Source organism: Paenibacillus sp. Soil766 (assembly GCF_001428105.1).
In the GTDB taxonomy this organism is placed as follows: Bacteria; Bacillota; Bacilli; order Paenibacillales; family NBRC-103111; genus Paenibacillus_E.
This window is the reverse complement of sequence record NZ_LMSJ01000017.1, coordinates 42,012-59,047: the sequence shown is the minus strand read 5'-3', so window position 1 is coordinate 59,047 and position 17,036 is coordinate 42,012. Positions and strand designations below refer to the sequence as shown.

The following is a 17,036-nucleotide window of genomic DNA, read 5'->3' as shown; positions in this document are numbered from 1 at the left end:
AGGTATCCGCCTAGAGGTGCTCTGAATTTTCGGGAGGGTGTCATATCCGGGCGTAGGCACATATACTGTTAGCAAAATGAGGTGATGGGCTTGAGCGGATTTAATCGCCATCCTTGGCTGAAGTGGGAACAGGTTGAGAAGTTTCTTGGACAAAAGCTGCCGTTCGCCGAAAAAGGGCAGACCTTTCTAGATAATATGACGTGGGCTGAAGGATATGTACAGGACATGCTGAAAAAAGCGATGCCAGGCATGGATGCCAGTATTTCATCCTCTGGTGCCATTGGTACAGAAATCTTTGAAACGCATGAGCACGTCATTGTAAAGGTGAAAATTGCGAAGGAAGAAGATCCAAGAGCGCTCCAAGTGTTCGTCAAATCGAATCAAATTAAACTGACTGGATTTACGAATGGTAAGAATCGAATTGTAAAAGTGCCAACGCTGGTACTGCCTAGAACAGCAAATGTCACTTATAAGCAGCGAGTATTGGAGATCAAGATTCGCAAGCGCGGGTTGAAGGAGAACTACCATGAGGCGTATATCCGGTACTAGTCACCGCGTTGTAACCGAAAGACCCCCTCGCGCCAAATGGCTGAGGGGGGTCTTTCGATTCTAATCTAACTACTGCTGCCGCCGCCATTTCCACTCCCAGCCACACATAGCATGTTCAACACTCTCCTCACCAGAGGCAGCATGGCCAACACCCATCAACTCCCGCCACACGCAGCACACAGCATGTCCAACTCCCCATGAGCTCCACCACAAATCCAGCTACTCCTGCTCCATATTCACCCCCCGCCACACGCATCAGGCCCAACTCTCCACGAGCTCCTCCGCCACAAATTAGATGTATTTCCTGTAGTTATTCCCGCAGAAAACAAGCGGAAAATGAAAATAACTGGATTTTATGTAGCTAATTTCAGCGTTTTTCCACCTATTCGCGAAAATAGCCAATATTAACGGGAGAAAATCCAGCTATTTGGATTTTATACACAAAAAGAGCCGAAATAGATGGAGGTTTTCCATCTAATTCGACTCTCAATCCTTCAATCTCTTAATCCTTCAATCCCTCAATCCCTTAATCCCTCAATCTCTCGTTTACAGCACGCGACGTGCTGTCATATAACGGGATGACCAAGTACCGCTGTGCAGATCGGTAACGCGAACGCCGCCTGCGCCGTAGGTTTGAAGGATTTTATTATTGCCTGCATAAATCCCTACGTGGTGAATGACACCCGGCTTACCCGGGATGGAGAAGAACACCAAATCTCCGACACGCAGGTTGCTGCGGGATACATACTTACCCACACGAGCTTGTTGCTGCGATGTACGCGGCAGGTTAACGCCTACCTTTTTAAATACATATTGCGTGAAGGAAGAACAGTCAAAGTTACGAGTTTGACCTGCTGTAGCTCCGAACTTGTAAGGTGTTCCTAAATATCGTTTACCGATAGAAATAACTTGACTGCCTCTGGAAGTCGATGTTGCTGACGCTGTAAGCGCTGTAGCATTGGTGACTCCTGTTGACGCGGCTGTAGCTGCCTCTGCCTTACCTGGTGTAGCTGCTGCAGCTATTGATAATCCTATAGACACGGACAATGCCGTAACGATTAATTTTTTGTACCAAGTTTGTTGTGTGTTTTTCATAGGGGTTGCCTCCTTAGAGTTTATCGCGAAAACCTTATATAGGTAAGCTCCCGCTGAATTTATCTCAAGTAAACTTAGTTCATACGGATCAATGAGTTTGGCGATGTGTTGTCGACCTGAGACTCAGTATACCAGATGAAATTTGCCCTATTAATTACCACGCAATCTTATAATTCGTGCTATATCAGGGGGGAAGCCCAATTCTGAGAGAATGATGAGAATCCCCTTATAATGTTCTTATTGACAGGATTGTGGAAGCGTTACAACGGCTGTGGAGCCTAGTCCTAGAGTACTTTGGAGCTCTATAGTTCCGTGATGTTTTTGCACAATATGTTGGGCAATAGCGAGCCCCAGACCTGCTCCTCCTTGTTTGCGGTTCCTAGCTTTATCAGACCGATAGAAGCGGTCAAAGATATGGGGGAGATCCTCTTCAGCGATGCCAATGCCTTGATCCATGACCTTGAGAACCACCTGCTTATCCTGCAAAAAGATGCGAATATCTACGATCTTCTGACTATATTTTAAAGCGTTGTCTATTAAAATAATAAGCAACTGCCTGATCTGATAGGAATCCCCAGTCATCGGGAGTTCCTTCATGTTGTTCTCGCACTGTACGCGAATCTCTCGGGAAGAGGTAACTCGCAGAGACGCGGCGGTTTGCTCTACCAGTGGAATAAGGTCAAAGTCTGCATGTTGTTCACAGTTTTCACGGTTGGTATTCGTGAGTGAGAGCAGATTTTGCGTGAGCAGCTTCAACTGAGCGGACTCGGAGACGATGGCCTCTAGTGCCTCTTCCCGCAATTGATCATTGCTAGAAGCCCATCTCCGCAGGAGACTGGCGTAGCTTTCAATAATGGTGAGCGGGGTTCTCAGCTCATGGGACGCATCGGCGAGGAATTGCTCTTGTTTCCGAAACATATCTTGCAGCCTGTCGATCATGCGATTGAAGGTATTGCCAAGCCTCTTCAATTCATCATTAGCTTGGTTGGCAGGTAGTTCAATATGACGGAATGAACCGCTTTCTTCAATATTTTGCATGGTAGCGATGAATTGTTTAAGCGGTCGAAACAGTACATTCGTATAAAAATAACCCCCAATCAGAGCTAAGATGAGCGCACCAATGGAAGTCAGGACAAGAATTGAGATCAACATTTCCGAGTACACGCCAAGTCTTCGCAGGCTGCGTCCTATTTCTAAGAGGGCCACTTGTTTCCCGTCTTTGAATACGGGTGTTCGAACGAATAATAGAATGCCATCCGCATCGGTAACTAAGGCCTCAGACGCCTTAGTCGAATAGCTTGCAGGGTAACTAGCAAGATTCGTATCCGAATAAATTTCATGTGCGACTTTCGAGTCCGGCGTAATATATCGCAGCATTTCTTGTGGAATGAGCAGTTCATCCATCTGCATATTATCTTTCCAGTATTCGGGATGGTTAGGTAGATCCTTCAGTAATAAAGCACTGGCTTTATCTTTCAAAAGGTCGATTTCGCCCTTCGTTGTCACACGGATAAACATGTAATAAACGAAGGTAAAGCTGAAGAATAAGATCACCATCAATCCGATCGATACCCATAACGTGATTTTCAGTCTTAGGCTCATACGGACTCTTGCCCGTCAGAGGAGGAGGTGTCTTCTGACTCTGTCTTTTCACACTTAATTAAATAGCCGATGCCGCGAATCGTCTGAATCAGCTTGGTCGTGAAGGGCTTGTCCACTTTCTGACGTAAATAGCGAATATACACATCGACAACATTCGTATCCCCGATAAAATCATAGCCCCACACCTCGGTGATAATTTGCTCGCGTGACATCACCTCATTCTGATGCTGAATCAAGAAGCGCAGCAAATCGAACTCCGTTGGCGTCAGCTCAATGGCCGTACCCTCACGCGAAACCGCGCGGCTCTTCAAATCCATCGTGAGATCATCGATTTTCAGCAAATGATCCTGTTCGGGCGCTTGCTCTTGCAAGCTCTTCTGCCGGAGCAGACTGCGAATACGGGCTAACAGCTCCACGGTAGCAAAAGGCTTCGTGACATAGTCGTTGGCGCCTTGATCCAGTCCGCTGACACGATCAGGGATGGCGTCGCGTGCAGTCAGGAGAATGACGGGCAGGGAGGCATTTACCTGTCTAAGACGCCTTAGAACCTCGAGTCCGTTGAGTTCGGGGAGCATAACGTCAAGAAGGATGAGATCCCATCCTTCTTCGCTTAAGGCAGCTTGAAGTCCAGATCGCCCATCCCCACAAATAAGAACCTCATAGCATTCATGCTCAAGCTCTAACTGCAGCACACGGGCAATACGTTCTTCATCTTCAATCAATAAAATGCGGCTCATAGCGTCTCATAGTCACTCCCATAGTCACTGCGAACAAGCAGCGGCAGTTATTTGTACAGATTCGGTATCCAGAAAATTTCTTCGCATTTGATAAAAGATTGCAGAAATTCCGGTTCAACTGGAATCTGCGTGCGGTAAGCAAGCAGCGCCTGCCACTTGCAATAGGCCTGAGCGAGTGTCAGTGGCCGTCGGACCGGTGGTGGCCAAGGTACGTTCAGGGGAACGCGATGTCCCTCTACAAGATGCGACTCGAAAGGAAGCTCCGGCGTGATGCCGCGTGGCCATGGCCATTGGGATTCCGCACCGCTATGGATCAAATACGTATAGACTGCGCCTGAATATCCCGTTTGCAGGATGGCTTCCATGACGAATGCATGGGCCGCCGCATGGTCGGGATGGGTATCGGCAGCATCCGTGACATAAATCTCGTGTGGCTGCAACATCGCGATTAATGCCTTCGTATCACTGAGGGCACAAGCCTTGCGATACGGTGCAGGACAGCCATCATGCATCGAATGGAAATCAGGTACCAGCCCGCCGTAGGTCGCCTGCCGCTGCGTGAAACGCTGCTGAAACGGCGGCATGGCGCCCGTAGTGGCATATACACGACCCAGCCCAGCATCTGGATAGCTGAGGAAAGTCAAATCCTCCGGGCGGAGCCCGATTAGCGCCGCGGCTGTCATCGCTTCATGCTGGCGTATGCGCGCCAGCTCCAAGTAATGCGCTGGCCCTAGCTCCTCTGGGGGTTTGCCGAATAAGAGGGTAGCCGCTTCCGGGTAACCATCGCCATTCGTGAAGAATACAACATGAACTCTCTTGCCACAGGCAATGGCGTCCATGATCGTACCAGCGGTCCCGAGTATTTCATCATCGGGATGCGGAGCAAATATAAGCAAATCAACCGGGTATACGTTCACGCACAATTCCTCCCACGACACATTAATCAATGAGATTAATATATGTGGGCAGATGCGGATGCGTGTTAACCCGATCTACTTCCAACCAGGGAATAACGGCTTGGTAGGCTCAGGAAGTCTGAATCCGCAGATAAAGGCGCATCCAATCCCCCAAGCTATGATCATCCAGATGAGAAAGATAATCGCTTGTTTGCGGCTTCCCTTTCCCTGTTTCGTCCAATAGGACATTTGTTGGATGGCGATGAGGATAGATGGAATCGTAAGAGCGGTCATTTTGAGCCACATTATTGACTAATCTCATCCTCTCTCAGGTAATAAGGAGCGCCTTGAACGCCGAGTTGATAAATATTAGCGGCAACCTTGAACTGAACGTCCACTTCAGGATAAATAGTCTCCCAATCCTTCTCGATTTTCTTCCACAGCTTTGGATACTTCCGATAGACAGACTGTCCGAGACCGGCATTATCTGTCTTGTAGGTAGTTTGCATGGTGTGAAAGAGCTTCTGATAACTCTTCGTTAATTCCTCTTGAAAGGACACATTGAGCTTCTCCATAATAGCTGGGTCACTTGGATCCAGATTCGATCGATTATCCATGATACGGCCCTCAGCGGTAATATCCACAATAAAATGAGGTTGCTCATCGGAAGAAACTGTCACTCGTTTTTTAGCAGTTAACTTTGTGACTCGAACTGACAATTTACTTTCCTGATCGGGGAGAGCTACATCCACGTCGCCGAAGGGCTTTTTGCCTAACAGACTCGTAAGTGCGACAGCTTGTATATCATCGACATAGCCTACCAAGGTTGTTTTATTAAACAAGGCAACGCTGCTGAGCAGAATTTTACCATCCTTATCTTTGGAGAACGCAGCTGTTACGGGCTCAATGCCAGGAGCAGCGGAGGAGGCATAGAAATTGCGGAGCATCGAAGGGATCTGCATTTTACGAACAAGGATTTCACGCAAGGCTTCTTCCTTCGTGGCTTCCAAGGGATACTCCGACTCGACGAGACTTTTGGCATCGGTATCCCGAGCAACGACAAGATAGGTGCGCAATCGATTTTTGGGACTTCTTGAAATCAAATCTAGCAAGGGCGCCATGTTTTGCCGGGCTAGTGATTCTCCGACCATGAAAATCCGGCGGTGTGACGGCAACACATCTCTTGAAAGCTTACGCTCTAGCTTCACGGTCATAGCCTCAATATTGTCGCCATAATCGACGAGCGACATGTACGTCTTCTGCTGCGTGCCGCCGCTTGTGGTCAATTGGCCAGCACCAATCGATTTGGGGATCGCAACTTGCACATAGCCACGGTACTTGCCTGTATCTGACATCAGGTCAAATGCGGAAAGCTGAATAATGGCAATATCATTAATTTCTTTGCGATCCCAGCACCCTGTCAATAGGAGTAGAATCATCGTGTACGCCATCAGTTGATTCATTTTACTCATCATTCGTGCCTCTTCTTACTAGCCTCTGGCGGTGTGGAGACGAGATCCCGGTTAAGAAGCCAATGCGGAGAACGGATTAGAAAGTCTCGCAGTCCTTTTAACCGCAAAGGTGCAATCGGAGATAAGTAAGGAACACCAACGGAGCGGACTCCCGTCAAATAGAGGGCAAGTGTAAAAAGCCCAAGCAGGATTCCGACGAAGCCGAGCGTTCCGGCGAGCAAGAGCAGCAGTAAGCGCATAATCCGAATGGAGAAAGTCATGTTATAGCGCGGGATCATGAAGGAAGCGATCCCCGTCACAGAAACGACGATGACCATGGGGGTCGATACGATCCCAGCTTGCACAACCGCTTGTCCGATGACGAGAGCGCCAACGATACTAACGGTTTGTCCCATGACGCGCGGTAACCGGAGTATCGCTTCCCGGAGCGCTTCGAATGTAATTTCCATGATGAGTGCCTCGACCATAGCAGGGAAAGGAGAGGCTTCCCGGGCTCCTGCGACAGATAGCAGTAAATTTGTCGGCAGCATCTCAGGGTGGAAGGTTGTAATGGCCACATAGAGAGAAGGCAATAGAAGAGCCAGAACAATTGATAGAGAGCGAATAAACCGAATGAAGGTTGCACTGCTGAACATCAAGTAGTAGTCTTCACTGGACTGAAAGGCCGACCAGAATTGAAACGGAGCAATTAATACGAAGGGCGTATTATTGGTGAAAATAGATACCTTCCCTTCCAAAAGTGCACCTGCTACCACATCGGGCCGTTCTGTGTATTCCAAAGTAGGGAAAATACTGAAAGGATGATCCCGAATCAATTCCTCGATATAGCTGCTTTCCAGTACGGCATCAATATGAATAGCGGATAGTCGCTTCATGATTTCATCGACAATTTCTTGGTCCGCGATACCATCCAAATAAATGAGCCGTACTTCCGTTTGGCTAAGAGCGCCGATTTGCCAGGTTCTGATCCTTAATTTGTCTGTTTTCAAACGACGTCGAAGTAAAGAAACATTGGTTTCCAAATGCTCTGTAAAGCCCTCTCTGGGACCTCGGACACCTGATTCTGTTTCAGGTTGCTCAATATTACGATGTGGCAGGCAGGCCAGATTGGCCAATATCACCTGCATCTCTCCTTGCTCGGCAATCATAACAAAGCCAATGAGCAAACTATCGATCAACGTTTCAAACAGATGGGTTTGTTTGAATTCGGGTGTTAGAAGATGAGAGGAAAGCGTTTCTGTTGTTGGCTGCGCTTCAGATAAGGGTTTGGTTATCTCGCGTTCAATCCGCTCCGCGTCAACCAAACCTGAGATGTAGGCAATAAGGGTAGAACGGATGTGCATGAAGACTAGATCCGGATCGTGATCAAGATGCTGATTGATATCAGCTTGCAGTTGAGTAATATCGATGGCCTCATCAACTGGTGTTTGTTGCATCCGATTCTCCCTCCTTAGCTCTCTACGCTGCGTTTTCTAAATACCCCGTTCAAGATGAAAATTAGTAATGGGATTACGACGAATAAAGGGAGTTCGACAATCCAAGGCACAACCTTCAGGCCTACAAAAATATGACTGGCAATATTTTTGGCCGTGTAGATGGAAATAAACCAAATTAGCAAAGCGACCGGTATAATCACCACGCGATGATTTTCCGTTTTCCACTGTGTGGTGATCGTTGTGCATGCCGCGTAGGCGTATAGAATGATTTTGAACAAACCGCCTGTAATGAAAGTTGTCACAACAAAAGGATCCAAATTGTCGATAAAATCGGCGATTCGGATCAACTGAAAGCTGGTGAGAAGCGGATAAAAGGAGCGGTAGAAAAGGTCTGGTCCTAGCGTACTAACGGCAATAAGATCAAGAACGACAAAAACAGCTCCGACGAGTAGGGAGGAGTAAAGGGCAGCCTTGCGAAACTTGCTGGGGCTGACAGTCAATTTCCAGAATACGGCGAAGATGATAACTTCACCGAATGTCGTTGTTAAGCCTAGGGGGAATACCGTTACACCAATGCTTCGCCAATCCGATGCAACAGGCAGCAGCGACGAGAAGTCAACGACATCCGAGAAGATAAGCAGAATGAGTTGGATGCAGGTAAACAAGAAAACGATAATAATACTGAGTTCAGCTAACCGGGCAATTCGTTCAATCCCGGCATAACAAGCATAAGCAACCAATATGACAAGAAGCAGCATTAAGAATGGAGCTGGTGTACTTGGAAGTAGAAACGTACCCATTAACTCCCCTAAATCCCTTAAAATGCGACCCGATTCGTAAGTAAAAGCAAAGATATAAAGTGAGGTCAATAGGTGGCCTACGTACTTGCCGAAGGTTATTTGGAGCAGGGAAACTAAGGTTTCACCTGGATTTCGTTCATAAATACGACTAAACATCCAAACGATGCTTATTCCAATGGTGGCACTGAGTAGGGCAGCTAGCCAAGCGTCCTGCTTAGCACTGCTAGCGAAGCCAAATACAATGGTTGTACCTAGCTGGAATAAAAACAAAAGGCAGAATGTTTGCCATGTCGAGAGCACTTGAATCACGCAGAACACCCCCTGACGCGCTAATGCTCTTACTATTTTCAAATTAGGGAAAAATTATCCTTCCTTGCCTTTAAACACCCAAGTCTCACGGAATAGAAGTGTGAAATTGTCCATTAGCCTAGTCCACATGCCCCGATTCCGACATAAAATGAATCTATAGACGAATGAAGGAGTAGAACAACCTATGAGCATATCTCCCAAAAAGAAGGTGCGCATCAAAGTGAAACACAAGGTAGCGATTTTACTCCAAGATCATAATGCTACCGCCAAAGTCTATGTGGAGATTCATGGAGATTTGAAATCAAGGGAAGTCATGGTGGAAGCCATAAAGCGTTTGGAATCTGGATTCATCTATACGGATGAGAAATGCACGATGCTGATTGATAGTGAATATATTGAGGTTTTTCCAAAAAAGAATTTCAATCGAAGAGATGGAGAGGACTTCATTTTTTTGATCGATCGAGCTTACGCAGAAAACTATGTGGTGTCAGCAAAAATTATCAAATAGCGGTTGCATGTGGCGCAATAAACCCCTAGTCGTGCAGTCAGGAGAAAGGTCTTCCTGAACTGCCGAATAGGGGTTGTTGAGGTTGTATAGATTATTTCTTGCTTGCAGAGGGGAATGTTTCTACGGAAGTTAAACGATCGTAGAAGTCAGTGAAATTATTACGCTCAGCTGAGTCAAGCAATGCCATTGCTGTGCGCGGGTGCTCATCTAGTGCACCAACGATCATGTATGGAATGAGGTAGCCCCAATCCCATTTCTCACGCATTGTGATCATATGCTTCTCAATGATTTCAAGAACAGGACGTACATCGTAGCGTGCTCCCTTGAGGTGGCTGAGCAGCAATTCTGTCGTACAGTTACCAGCAGCGCGACCCATACCGTACACGGAGGAATCCAAGAAAGTTACACCTTTGGAAGCTCCTGTGATCGTGTTAGCGAAAGCGAGCTGCATGTTGTTGTGCATATGCAAGCCAAGCTCCTTCTCTGGAAGTAAGCGTTGGAATTTGGAGACAAGGTAGTCAATATCTTTGCTTCCCATGCTGCCGTAGGAATCTACAACATAAACAACGTCAACTGCACTTTTGTTGATTTCTTCAAAGGCTTCCGTTAATTCGTTCTCCATTACGTGGGAAAGCGCCATGATGTTCAAGGACGTTTCGTAACCCATGTCATGGAATTTCTGTACAAGCTCAAGACCTTTATCAACATCCTTGATGTAACAAGCCACGCGGATCAGGTCAAGTAAGCTGTCTTCACGAGGCAAAATGTCTTTCTCATCCACACGTCCGATATCAACAAGAGCGGATAGTTTTGTATCTGTTTTTTTGGTGATAACATCACGTAAGAAGGATTCGTTAAGGAATCTCCAAGGGCCGGATGATCCGCCTTTTAGTAGCTTTTCTGAGTTTTTGTAACCAATTTCCATATATTCTACGCCAGCAGCGCTCAAGCCACGATACATATCTTGGACAAACTCCACGCTGAAATCCCAATCGTTAACCAAACCGCCGTCTCGAATCGTACAATCCAAAATCTTGTGTTGATGATGCTTTACCATACTCGCAAATACCCCTTTCGACAGCTCTTGTCGCCTTCTGATTTTGCTATATTATCACTTATGAACAGGTGGCTTGTCAATGCAAGCGCAGGCTTTCACCCAACTTTTCTAGGTAGGATATGGTAATATGGTAAGGACAGAAGTGATTACGCGAGGGGGATGCACGGAATGAATCGGAACGAATGGACATTAGCAAGAGAGGTTGCTGTAGGAGCGGCTGTGAAAGCAGGGGAATTGGCCAAGAAACGTTTCGGTGGTCAATTCATCCTTCAGCACAAAGATGAGCGCGGTGATCTCGTGACAGAGGTGGACGTGCAGGCAGATCGTCTCATCGTGGATGACATCCTAAGTGTGTTTCCGACTCATCGCATCTATAGTGAAGAAGCGGGTGAGGGTGGCGCAGCGAGTGACTGGGTGTGGCACGTGGATCCCTTAGATGGAACGAACAATTTCGCACTAGGCCTCCCTTTGTACGGTGTTTCAATCTCTTTGAGCTATCAAGGTCGGATTGTACTGGGGGTCGTGCATGATTCAGCTATGGAACTCACTTATGTGGCTGTTCAAGACGAAGGCGCTTGGCAAGGTGATCGGCGGCTGCTGGCGAAGCCTAGTGGTGTGCTGACGAAGTCTACTGTTTCATGGATTCAAGGGCATGCCGTAACGAAGGACGATCAGCGGGCCTTAGCGCTCCGACATCATCTGGAGTATTCGGTCAAAAGAGTGATGCGCCTATGGGCGCCTTCTATCGTATGGACGATGCTGGCCAGAGGCGATCTGCACGGGGTTGTTCTGTACAACTCCGAAGGGGAGGATCTCTATGCTGGCTTGTTGCTAGCGCAGGAGGCTGGTGTGAAAGTGACGGATTTCGCGGGGAATCCGGTTGCTTTGCTCGGTGGCACGGCAGTCGTTGAGGAAGAAGCGGAAGCTGACGGAGCTATCTACTTGGTCGCCGCAGTGCCAGCCTATCACGCAGAGCTGCTCCAGCTCGTTCAAGAAGCAATGATGAGGACGGCGAACTAGGTTTTCGAATAGGATAGGAACAATTGGTCAAACCTAAGGGCAGACTTTCCATTTGAAGGAAGAGAAAGGGTGCAGTTAGATGAAGGACTTTGTTCCTATCTTTTTTGAATTCGCTCAAAGGCGAGATGCTTTGCTAGCGTTAGATACATTAGAAGAGCTCGGCTATAAGCCGGAGCTGCTGGAAGTGGAGCGCGCAACGCTGCACATTCACCTCGATGAGCAGGAGATCACCTCGGCTATCGAAATCGCTCAATCCCACGGTGGGCGGCTAGTGGATCGTCCGCAGGTGCAATCCGAGCAGGCCACCTTCGCCATGGCGTATGACCTGGAAGGCTCCATCCGCATTCCGGCACATACTGTGAATGAGGATTGGTCCGACAGCTATGCGGCATCCGCGGTGGTATCGGATCACGATGCGGTACCGAGTGATGACGAGGCGGCTTTCGATCCTTCGGCGGATGATTATAATCACTTTAGCGCCGGTATTCGAATTTAATCGGTGTCGGTGTGTTCAAGACAAGAGCATAATGTAGAAGGGCCCGAGGAGCAATTCTCGGGCTTTAAACGATTACCGTATCTTTCCATTGGTAATAATAGCTGATGCGGGAAGGGGCTGATCCAGCCTAATATTCCGAGACGTTGTGTCTTTGGCAGCGAGAGCGAATCAGATTGTTTCGAGAGGATACTATGCATAAAATTTCCGTCTACCAGTTATTCGCGATTACTTTTATTTTTCAATTAGGTACGACCATTGTCTTTGGCTTCGGGGGCGCGGCAGGCAGGGATGCGTGGATTGGCGAACTGGTCTCCTGTTGTCTGGGTGTATTCGTAATTCTGATCTATATTGCCTTAATGCGGATGAATCCGGGGTTAACCCTTGTTCAATGGTTTCCAGCGCAATTTGGGCGCAAGATCGGGACGCCTCTTGCATTTCTGTATCCACTTATGTCTCTGTATATTGTTGGGCGGATTATTGCGGATATCAGAGATATGGTCTCAACAACCGTATTAGCTAATACACCGCTTATTATTATCGCAGGGGTATTTGCCATCATCATTGCCTATTGCGTATATGGTGGAGTTGAGATCCTTTCTCGACTAGGAGAAATGTTCCTTCCCATCGTATTATTCTTGGTTTTTATTGAGGTCATTCTTCTTTTTAGCTCCAGCGTCTTGCATATCAATAATGTCTTGCCTATTTTTGAAAAAGGGTGGGAGCCTGTCTGGAAAGTTGTTTACCCACCCGGCATCACGCAATCCTTTGGGGAAACGCTCGTCCTTGCCATGTTCTGGCCGGAGACTAAAAGCCCTAACAAAGTGATGAAGATTACGATCCTCGCAACTTTGCTGTCCGGCATCCTGATAACTATCTTTGACATGTTGGCTATTTTAGTTTTTGGAGACATGTTTTCGGGTTTTTTATACCCTTTATACACCTTACTGAGTTTGATAAGTATCGGGAATTTCATTGAAAACTTACAAATGTTCGGCGTCCTCTACCTTTTGATGACGGCACTTTTAAAAAGCGTCGTTCATATGCTCGCAGCGGTAAGCGGGATTCAGCAATTAACGAATATGAAGAGCTATCGCGTACTTGTCGTGCCAGCATGCGCCATCGCATTATTTCTTGGCATGACCATGTCCCAAAACATTGCCGAGCACATTTATCATCACCACTTTGAAATACTTGTACCTTACGTGTGGATGCCCTTGCTCTTAGTCTTACCAGTAATCCTTCTCATCGTTACTTGGTTGCGGCAATTGAAGAAGAAATGAATCTTCATTTCTTAGTCTCGTCTGTTTTCAAATGCAGCGATGGCCCCGTTATTCCTATCCGTCGAACCGTCAATTTCGCATTAACGGAAATATCGGCTTCCCGAAACGTGGATTCCCAATCATGCTTTACGGATTTCCAGTATGGTAAATTAGTCCTGCGAATGGTATCGCTGAATCCGAACACATCTGTCCCAAACTGTTGTTGCACTTTGGTAATCGTTTGAAGGACGGACTCTTCAACGTGTTTGTTCAATGCGTTTTGGAGAAGGGTAATATTTTTCGATTGGGTGAGATCTAGATGAGTGTTGTTTTCACGAATCGCTCCTTGCCCCGTTAACGTGACAAGGATTTTTAACTTGTCCCCTTGGATAACCGGTTCAATTTTACTTTCAATCTTGTATAGGTCCATACTCGTGTTGCCATCCTCTTGCGGTATCGCTGCTGATATCGTCAACTTCTTCAGATTCCCGGTTACCCATCGGATTGCCCAACCTTCATCTACATTCAAGAATCCAACCAATTTCAATTCTTTATTAAAGATACCAGGTCCTGCGATTCGGAAACCTTCTACATCCGCATTGGATTGATCTTTTTGAATTTCTTCATCTCGAGTAGCAGGGGTCATGCCTATTGCAATTGAGGGGACGTATGGACAGGCTCCTTCCTTGGTTGCCGAGAGTAAAAAGTTTAAGAGTCCCATTTCCCGGATTGTTCCCAACTGGTTGAATTCACCTAAAACGGCGAGACCGGGAATTGTCTCTAAGGGGTACGATATTTGTAAGAAATCCTTTGCAGTACCTCCCTTAACAATAAATATATCGGTTCGCAACTTGAGGTTCGGATCTCTTGTGTAGGTATCGATTACCTCCTTAATCCCCTGTCGAGCCATGGATTCCCCAATCACAATGACTCGCCTATGACCGCGGAACACTCTCCGGGAAAGCTGACTCTGCATCCGCCGAACCGCATCGAGCGTATTCATCCCCTCGCTGGTGACGACAAAAAATGGCTTTCCTTTGCTTACTCCACCTGTACCCTCGTACTGCCCGCCTTTGATTTTGGACGGGATGATTGCTTGGGTACTGATCATGATTTTCTTGTTCTGAGTCTTGTCGATCCCCCATGCGAGTTCAATGGCAAGCTCGTTCACTTCCGAATTATCCCAACAGCCCGTTATAAATAAAAGAGAGAGGATTAGAATAAAGCATCGCCCAAATTTTCTATTCATTTGCCTTCTCTCCCTCGTTTTGGACTTGGTTGTTGACCTTCGGGGATACGCTTCTTATTTACCCCTGTGAGGTTGGAGGGACGCCAGATCATACTCCATCTGGGCGCACGGATGAGTACATCCTTCATGTTACGAGGCATTTGTGAAACTACCGGACTCATGTAGGGGACTCCAAACGAACGTAGGTTAAGGAGATGTATGATTAAGAGAAATACGCCGCTTATAATCCCATATAAACCTAACATTCCCGCTAATAGCAACATCGGGAAACGAAGAAGCCGGTAGGCATTCCCGAAATTATATCGGGGAATGGCAAAGGATGCGATTCCGGTTGTGGCTACAATAATCACAACAGGAGCGGATACGATACCTGCTTGCACGGCGGCTTGCCCAATGACAAGAGCTCCAACAATGCTAACGGCTGAACCAACGGCTTTAGGCATGCGAATTCCCGCCTCCCGAAGTCCTTCGAACATAAACTCCATCAACAACGTTTCAACAAACGTAGGAAACGGGACGCCTTCCCTGGAATTAGCGATACTAATGAGTAGGTTCGTAGGAATAAGCTGTTGATGAAAGGTGGAGAGCGCGACATAGAAAGACGGAAGTAACAGTGCAATATTTAATAAGGAATAGCGAACGAATCGAACGAAGGTCGTGTAAATTGAGCGTTCATAATAATCCTCAACCGCTTGCAAGCCAGTCCAAAAAGTCATCGGAAGAACCAGCGCGAATGGTGTGTTATCAACGATAATTGCGATTTTCCCTTCAAGTAGACTGGCGCATACGACATCGGGGCGCTCGGTATTTTGAATTTGGGGGAAGGGAGACCAAGTAGCATCTTCAATAAATTCTTCGATAAAACCTGATTCCAGAACCCCGTCAATTTGGATTCGTTCGATTCTCTTACGGACTTCCGCTAAGATCGTATTGGAGACAATCCCATCCATATAAACGATTGCGAGATCAGTCTGAGAAACTTGACCGACCGTAACCGATTCCATTTTCAGCTTGGGACTGCGGATTCGTCTGCGGATTAAACTTGTATTAATTCGTAACGTTTCTGTAAAGCCGTCTCTGGGCCCGCGGACAGAAACTTCGGCGGCTGGTTCTTCAACAGCGCGTTTCTCGAATCCTTTGAGATCAGCGATGATAGTCTTGTTTTCTCCGTCGACTAATAGGGCGATATTCGCCTTGAGAATCCCATCAGTCACTTCCTTTAGGGTAGAAACCGTTTGAATTTGCGAGATCGCAATCAGTTGCTCTTGGATGATCTGTCCTGAAATAGGAACACGGTTCAACCCGCTGGAAGTTTCATCAAATAGGATCGGCTGTAACACAACTTCATCCAATGTTTTTGTATCGATTAAACCATCGGTATAAATTAGCAGTACTTTAGGGTTGCTGCAGATTGGACGAAATACGATATCGGAGCAACCTTGAAAAGTTTCTCTAAGCATCTTCTCGTTCATAACGAGTTCTGTGCTTAAATCTGGCTTGTGCAAACGCATATTCCTCCTCCATTTAAGTAAGCGATGCTTCCAATTGTGTAGTATCTCCAATAGCTCCAAGATTAACAAAAGATGAAGGGTCAGAGCACAGTGGATTATCCGATATGGCGCATGTACGAGAACGGAGGGGGCTGTGTTCAACTTTATTATGGTTATAGATCAATAGGATGTAACCTTTCGTGCCGCGCATACGTTTGTTGTAATAAGGAAGATAATTGAAGAAGGAGTGGTTCTCATGGGAAGTAGGAGGAAGATTGCTATGGCCGTGGTGATGGTCAGTTTGGTCAGCGTATTCGCAGGCTGCAGCGAGAAGATGACCGTAAATGGGGTCACGAGCAGCTCTCAGCCAACGACGCAGCCAACCACGAGTGTCACATCGCTGCCCTCCCCTGTGCCTACGCTGGCTCCAGATACTCTACAACCAACTGCGACAACGACACCAGTTGCGACGACTAAGCAGCAGGCAACAGCTAGCGTGAAGCCTTCGCCAATTACTAAGCCCCCCAGCTTCTCCACTGCAGCAGATGCTAAGAAAGTGATCGAAGCCCGTGCTCAAGAAGTGGTGGCCGTACTGAAGGAGAAGAATATATCGAAGCTTGCCAAGCTCGTGCATCCGCAGAAGGGTGTGCAATTCTCACCGTATTCCTATATTGATACAGCGACAGACATTCAAGTGCAAGGCAGCAATCTTGCGACGCTATGGGCTAGCACGAGTCTCACGCATTGGGGGACTTTCGATGGGTCGGGCGACCCCATTGATCTGACGATGCCAAACTATTGGGCTAAATTTGTATATAACGCTAACTTTGCCGCTGCGCCACAAATTAGCTATAACACGATGATTGGCAAAGGAAACATGGTCAACAATGTGTTCAGTGTGTACCCCACGTCTTCCTATATAACAGTTGAATACCATTTCCCAGGTTTTGATACCCAGTATCAAGGTATGGATTGGACCAGTTTACGGTTGGTTTTTGAATACACAGGTTCACAGTGGTATGTGGTTGCTATTGTCCATGACCAACATACGATGTAGTTGT

18 protein-coding genes are annotated in these 17,036 nt (G+C 47.0%); 6 read left to right on the top strand and 12 right to left on the bottom strand.

Annotated elements, in window-relative coordinates:
• Positions 1-90: 90 nt before the first annotated feature.
• Entirely contained in the window at positions 91-549 is a 459-nt protein-coding gene (locus tag ASG89_RS14180) for a hypothetical protein (protein ID WP_057311365.1), read from the top strand.
• A gap of 69 nt (positions 550-618) precedes the next feature.
• Here the strand turns inward: ASG89_RS14180 and ASG89_RS36405 are convergent, their stop codons facing one another.
• From ASG89_RS36405 to ASG89_RS14140, 9 genes are all read right to left on the bottom strand, one after another.
• Complete coding sequence (locus ASG89_RS36405; RefSeq protein WP_157276659.1) at positions 619-762, bottom strand: hypothetical protein; 144 nt, start codon at positions 760-762, stop codon at positions 619-621.
• A gap of 333 nt (positions 763-1,095) precedes the next feature.
• Complete coding sequence (locus ASG89_RS14175) at positions 1,096-1,644, bottom strand: C40 family peptidase (protein WP_063867880.1); 549 nt, start codon at positions 1,642-1,644, stop codon at positions 1,096-1,098.
• A gap of 237 nt (positions 1,645-1,881) precedes the next feature.
• Positions 1,882-3,246, bottom strand: a complete 1,365-nt coding sequence (locus tag ASG89_RS14170) for a sensor histidine kinase (RefSeq protein ID WP_057311364.1) — start codon at positions 3,244-3,246, stop codon at positions 1,882-1,884.
• On the bottom strand, positions 3,243-3,983 hold the full coding sequence (locus ASG89_RS14165; RefSeq protein WP_057311363.1) for a response regulator transcription factor: 741 nt from the start codon (positions 3,981-3,983) through the stop codon (positions 3,243-3,245). The genes ASG89_RS14170 and ASG89_RS14165 overlap by 4 nt, the downstream gene beginning before the upstream one ends.
• Positions 3,984-4,030: 47 nt before the next feature.
• Positions 4,031-4,900, bottom strand: a complete 870-nt coding sequence (locus ASG89_RS14160) for a PIG-L deacetylase family protein (RefSeq protein ID WP_057311362.1) — start codon at positions 4,898-4,900, stop codon at positions 4,031-4,033.
• A 75-nt stretch (positions 4,901-4,975) separates the two neighbouring features.
• The gene (locus ASG89_RS14155) at positions 4,976-5,185 is read right to left on the bottom strand and encodes a hypothetical protein (RefSeq protein ID WP_057311361.1); all 210 of its coding nucleotides are present in this window, start codon (positions 5,183-5,185) and stop codon (positions 4,976-4,978) included.
• Complete coding sequence (locus ASG89_RS14150) at positions 5,185-6,354, bottom strand: Ger(x)C family spore germination protein (protein ID WP_082593196.1); 1,170 nt, start codon at positions 6,352-6,354, stop codon at positions 5,185-5,187. The genes ASG89_RS14155 and ASG89_RS14150 overlap by 1 nt, the downstream gene beginning before the upstream one ends.
• Positions 6,351-7,787 carry a spore germination protein gene (locus ASG89_RS14145; protein ID WP_057311359.1) on the bottom strand — a complete coding sequence of 479 codons (1,437 nt, stop codon included), beginning with the start codon at positions 7,785-7,787 and terminating at the stop codon, positions 6,351-6,353. Before ASG89_RS14145 ends, ASG89_RS14150 begins: the two co-directional genes overlap by 4 nt.
• Positions 7,788-7,801: 14 nt before the next feature.
• On the bottom strand, positions 7,802-8,896 hold the full coding sequence (locus ASG89_RS14140) for a GerAB/ArcD/ProY family transporter (protein WP_057311358.1): 1,095 nt from the start codon (positions 8,894-8,896) through the stop codon (positions 7,802-7,804).
• 184 nt (positions 8,897-9,080) lie between these two features.
• Here ASG89_RS14140 and ASG89_RS14135 point away from each other — a divergent pair, with 184 nt between their 5' ends.
• Positions 9,081-9,404 (top strand): hypothetical protein, encoded by a 324-nt coding sequence (locus ASG89_RS14135; RefSeq protein ID WP_057311357.1) that lies wholly within the window; start codon positions 9,081-9,083, stop codon positions 9,402-9,404.
• Between the two features lie 91 nt (positions 9,405-9,495).
• Here the strand turns inward: ASG89_RS14135 and ASG89_RS14130 are convergent, their stop codons facing one another.
• Positions 9,496-10,461, bottom strand: a complete 966-nt coding sequence (locus ASG89_RS14130; RefSeq protein WP_056610687.1) for an aldolase catalytic domain-containing protein — start codon at positions 10,459-10,461, stop codon at positions 9,496-9,498.
• Positions 10,462-10,629: 168 nt separating this feature from the next.
• Here ASG89_RS14130 and ASG89_RS14125 point away from each other — a divergent pair, with 168 nt between their 5' ends.
• From ASG89_RS14125 to ASG89_RS14115, 3 genes are all read left to right on the top strand, one after another.
• Positions 10,630-11,481 carry an inositol monophosphatase family protein gene (locus tag ASG89_RS14125; protein WP_057311356.1) on the top strand — a complete coding sequence of 284 codons (852 nt, stop codon included), beginning with the start codon at positions 10,630-10,632 and terminating at the stop codon, positions 11,479-11,481.
• 79 nt (positions 11,482-11,560) lie between these two features.
• Positions 11,561-11,977 (top strand): hypothetical protein, encoded by a 417-nt coding sequence (locus ASG89_RS14120; RefSeq protein ID WP_057311355.1) that lies wholly within the window; start codon positions 11,561-11,563, stop codon positions 11,975-11,977.
• Between the two features lie 191 nt (positions 11,978-12,168).
• Positions 12,169-13,257 carry a GerAB/ArcD/ProY family transporter gene (locus ASG89_RS14115; RefSeq protein WP_057311354.1) on the top strand — a complete coding sequence of 363 codons (1,089 nt, stop codon included), beginning with the start codon at positions 12,169-12,171 and terminating at the stop codon, positions 13,255-13,257.
• Between the two features lie 4 nt (positions 13,258-13,261).
• Here the strand turns inward: ASG89_RS14115 and ASG89_RS14110 are convergent, their stop codons facing one another.
• Positions 13,262-14,485, bottom strand: coding sequence for a Ger(x)C family spore germination protein (locus tag ASG89_RS14110; protein WP_057311353.1), 1,224 nt, complete (start codon positions 14,483-14,485; stop codon positions 13,262-13,264).
• Positions 14,482-15,996 carry a spore germination protein gene (locus tag ASG89_RS14105; RefSeq protein WP_057311352.1) on the bottom strand — a complete coding sequence of 505 codons (1,515 nt, stop codon included), beginning with the start codon at positions 15,994-15,996 and terminating at the stop codon, positions 14,482-14,484. The genes ASG89_RS14110 and ASG89_RS14105 overlap by 4 nt, the downstream gene beginning before the upstream one ends.
• Before the next feature lie 259 nt (positions 15,997-16,255).
• On the opposite strand from ASG89_RS14105, the gene ASG89_RS14100 reads away from it, so the two are divergent.
• The gene (locus ASG89_RS14100) at positions 16,256-17,032 is read left to right on the top strand and encodes a hypothetical protein (RefSeq protein WP_057311351.1); all 777 of its coding nucleotides are present in this window, start codon (positions 16,256-16,258) and stop codon (positions 17,030-17,032) included.
• Positions 17,033-17,036: the final 4 nt, after the last annotated feature.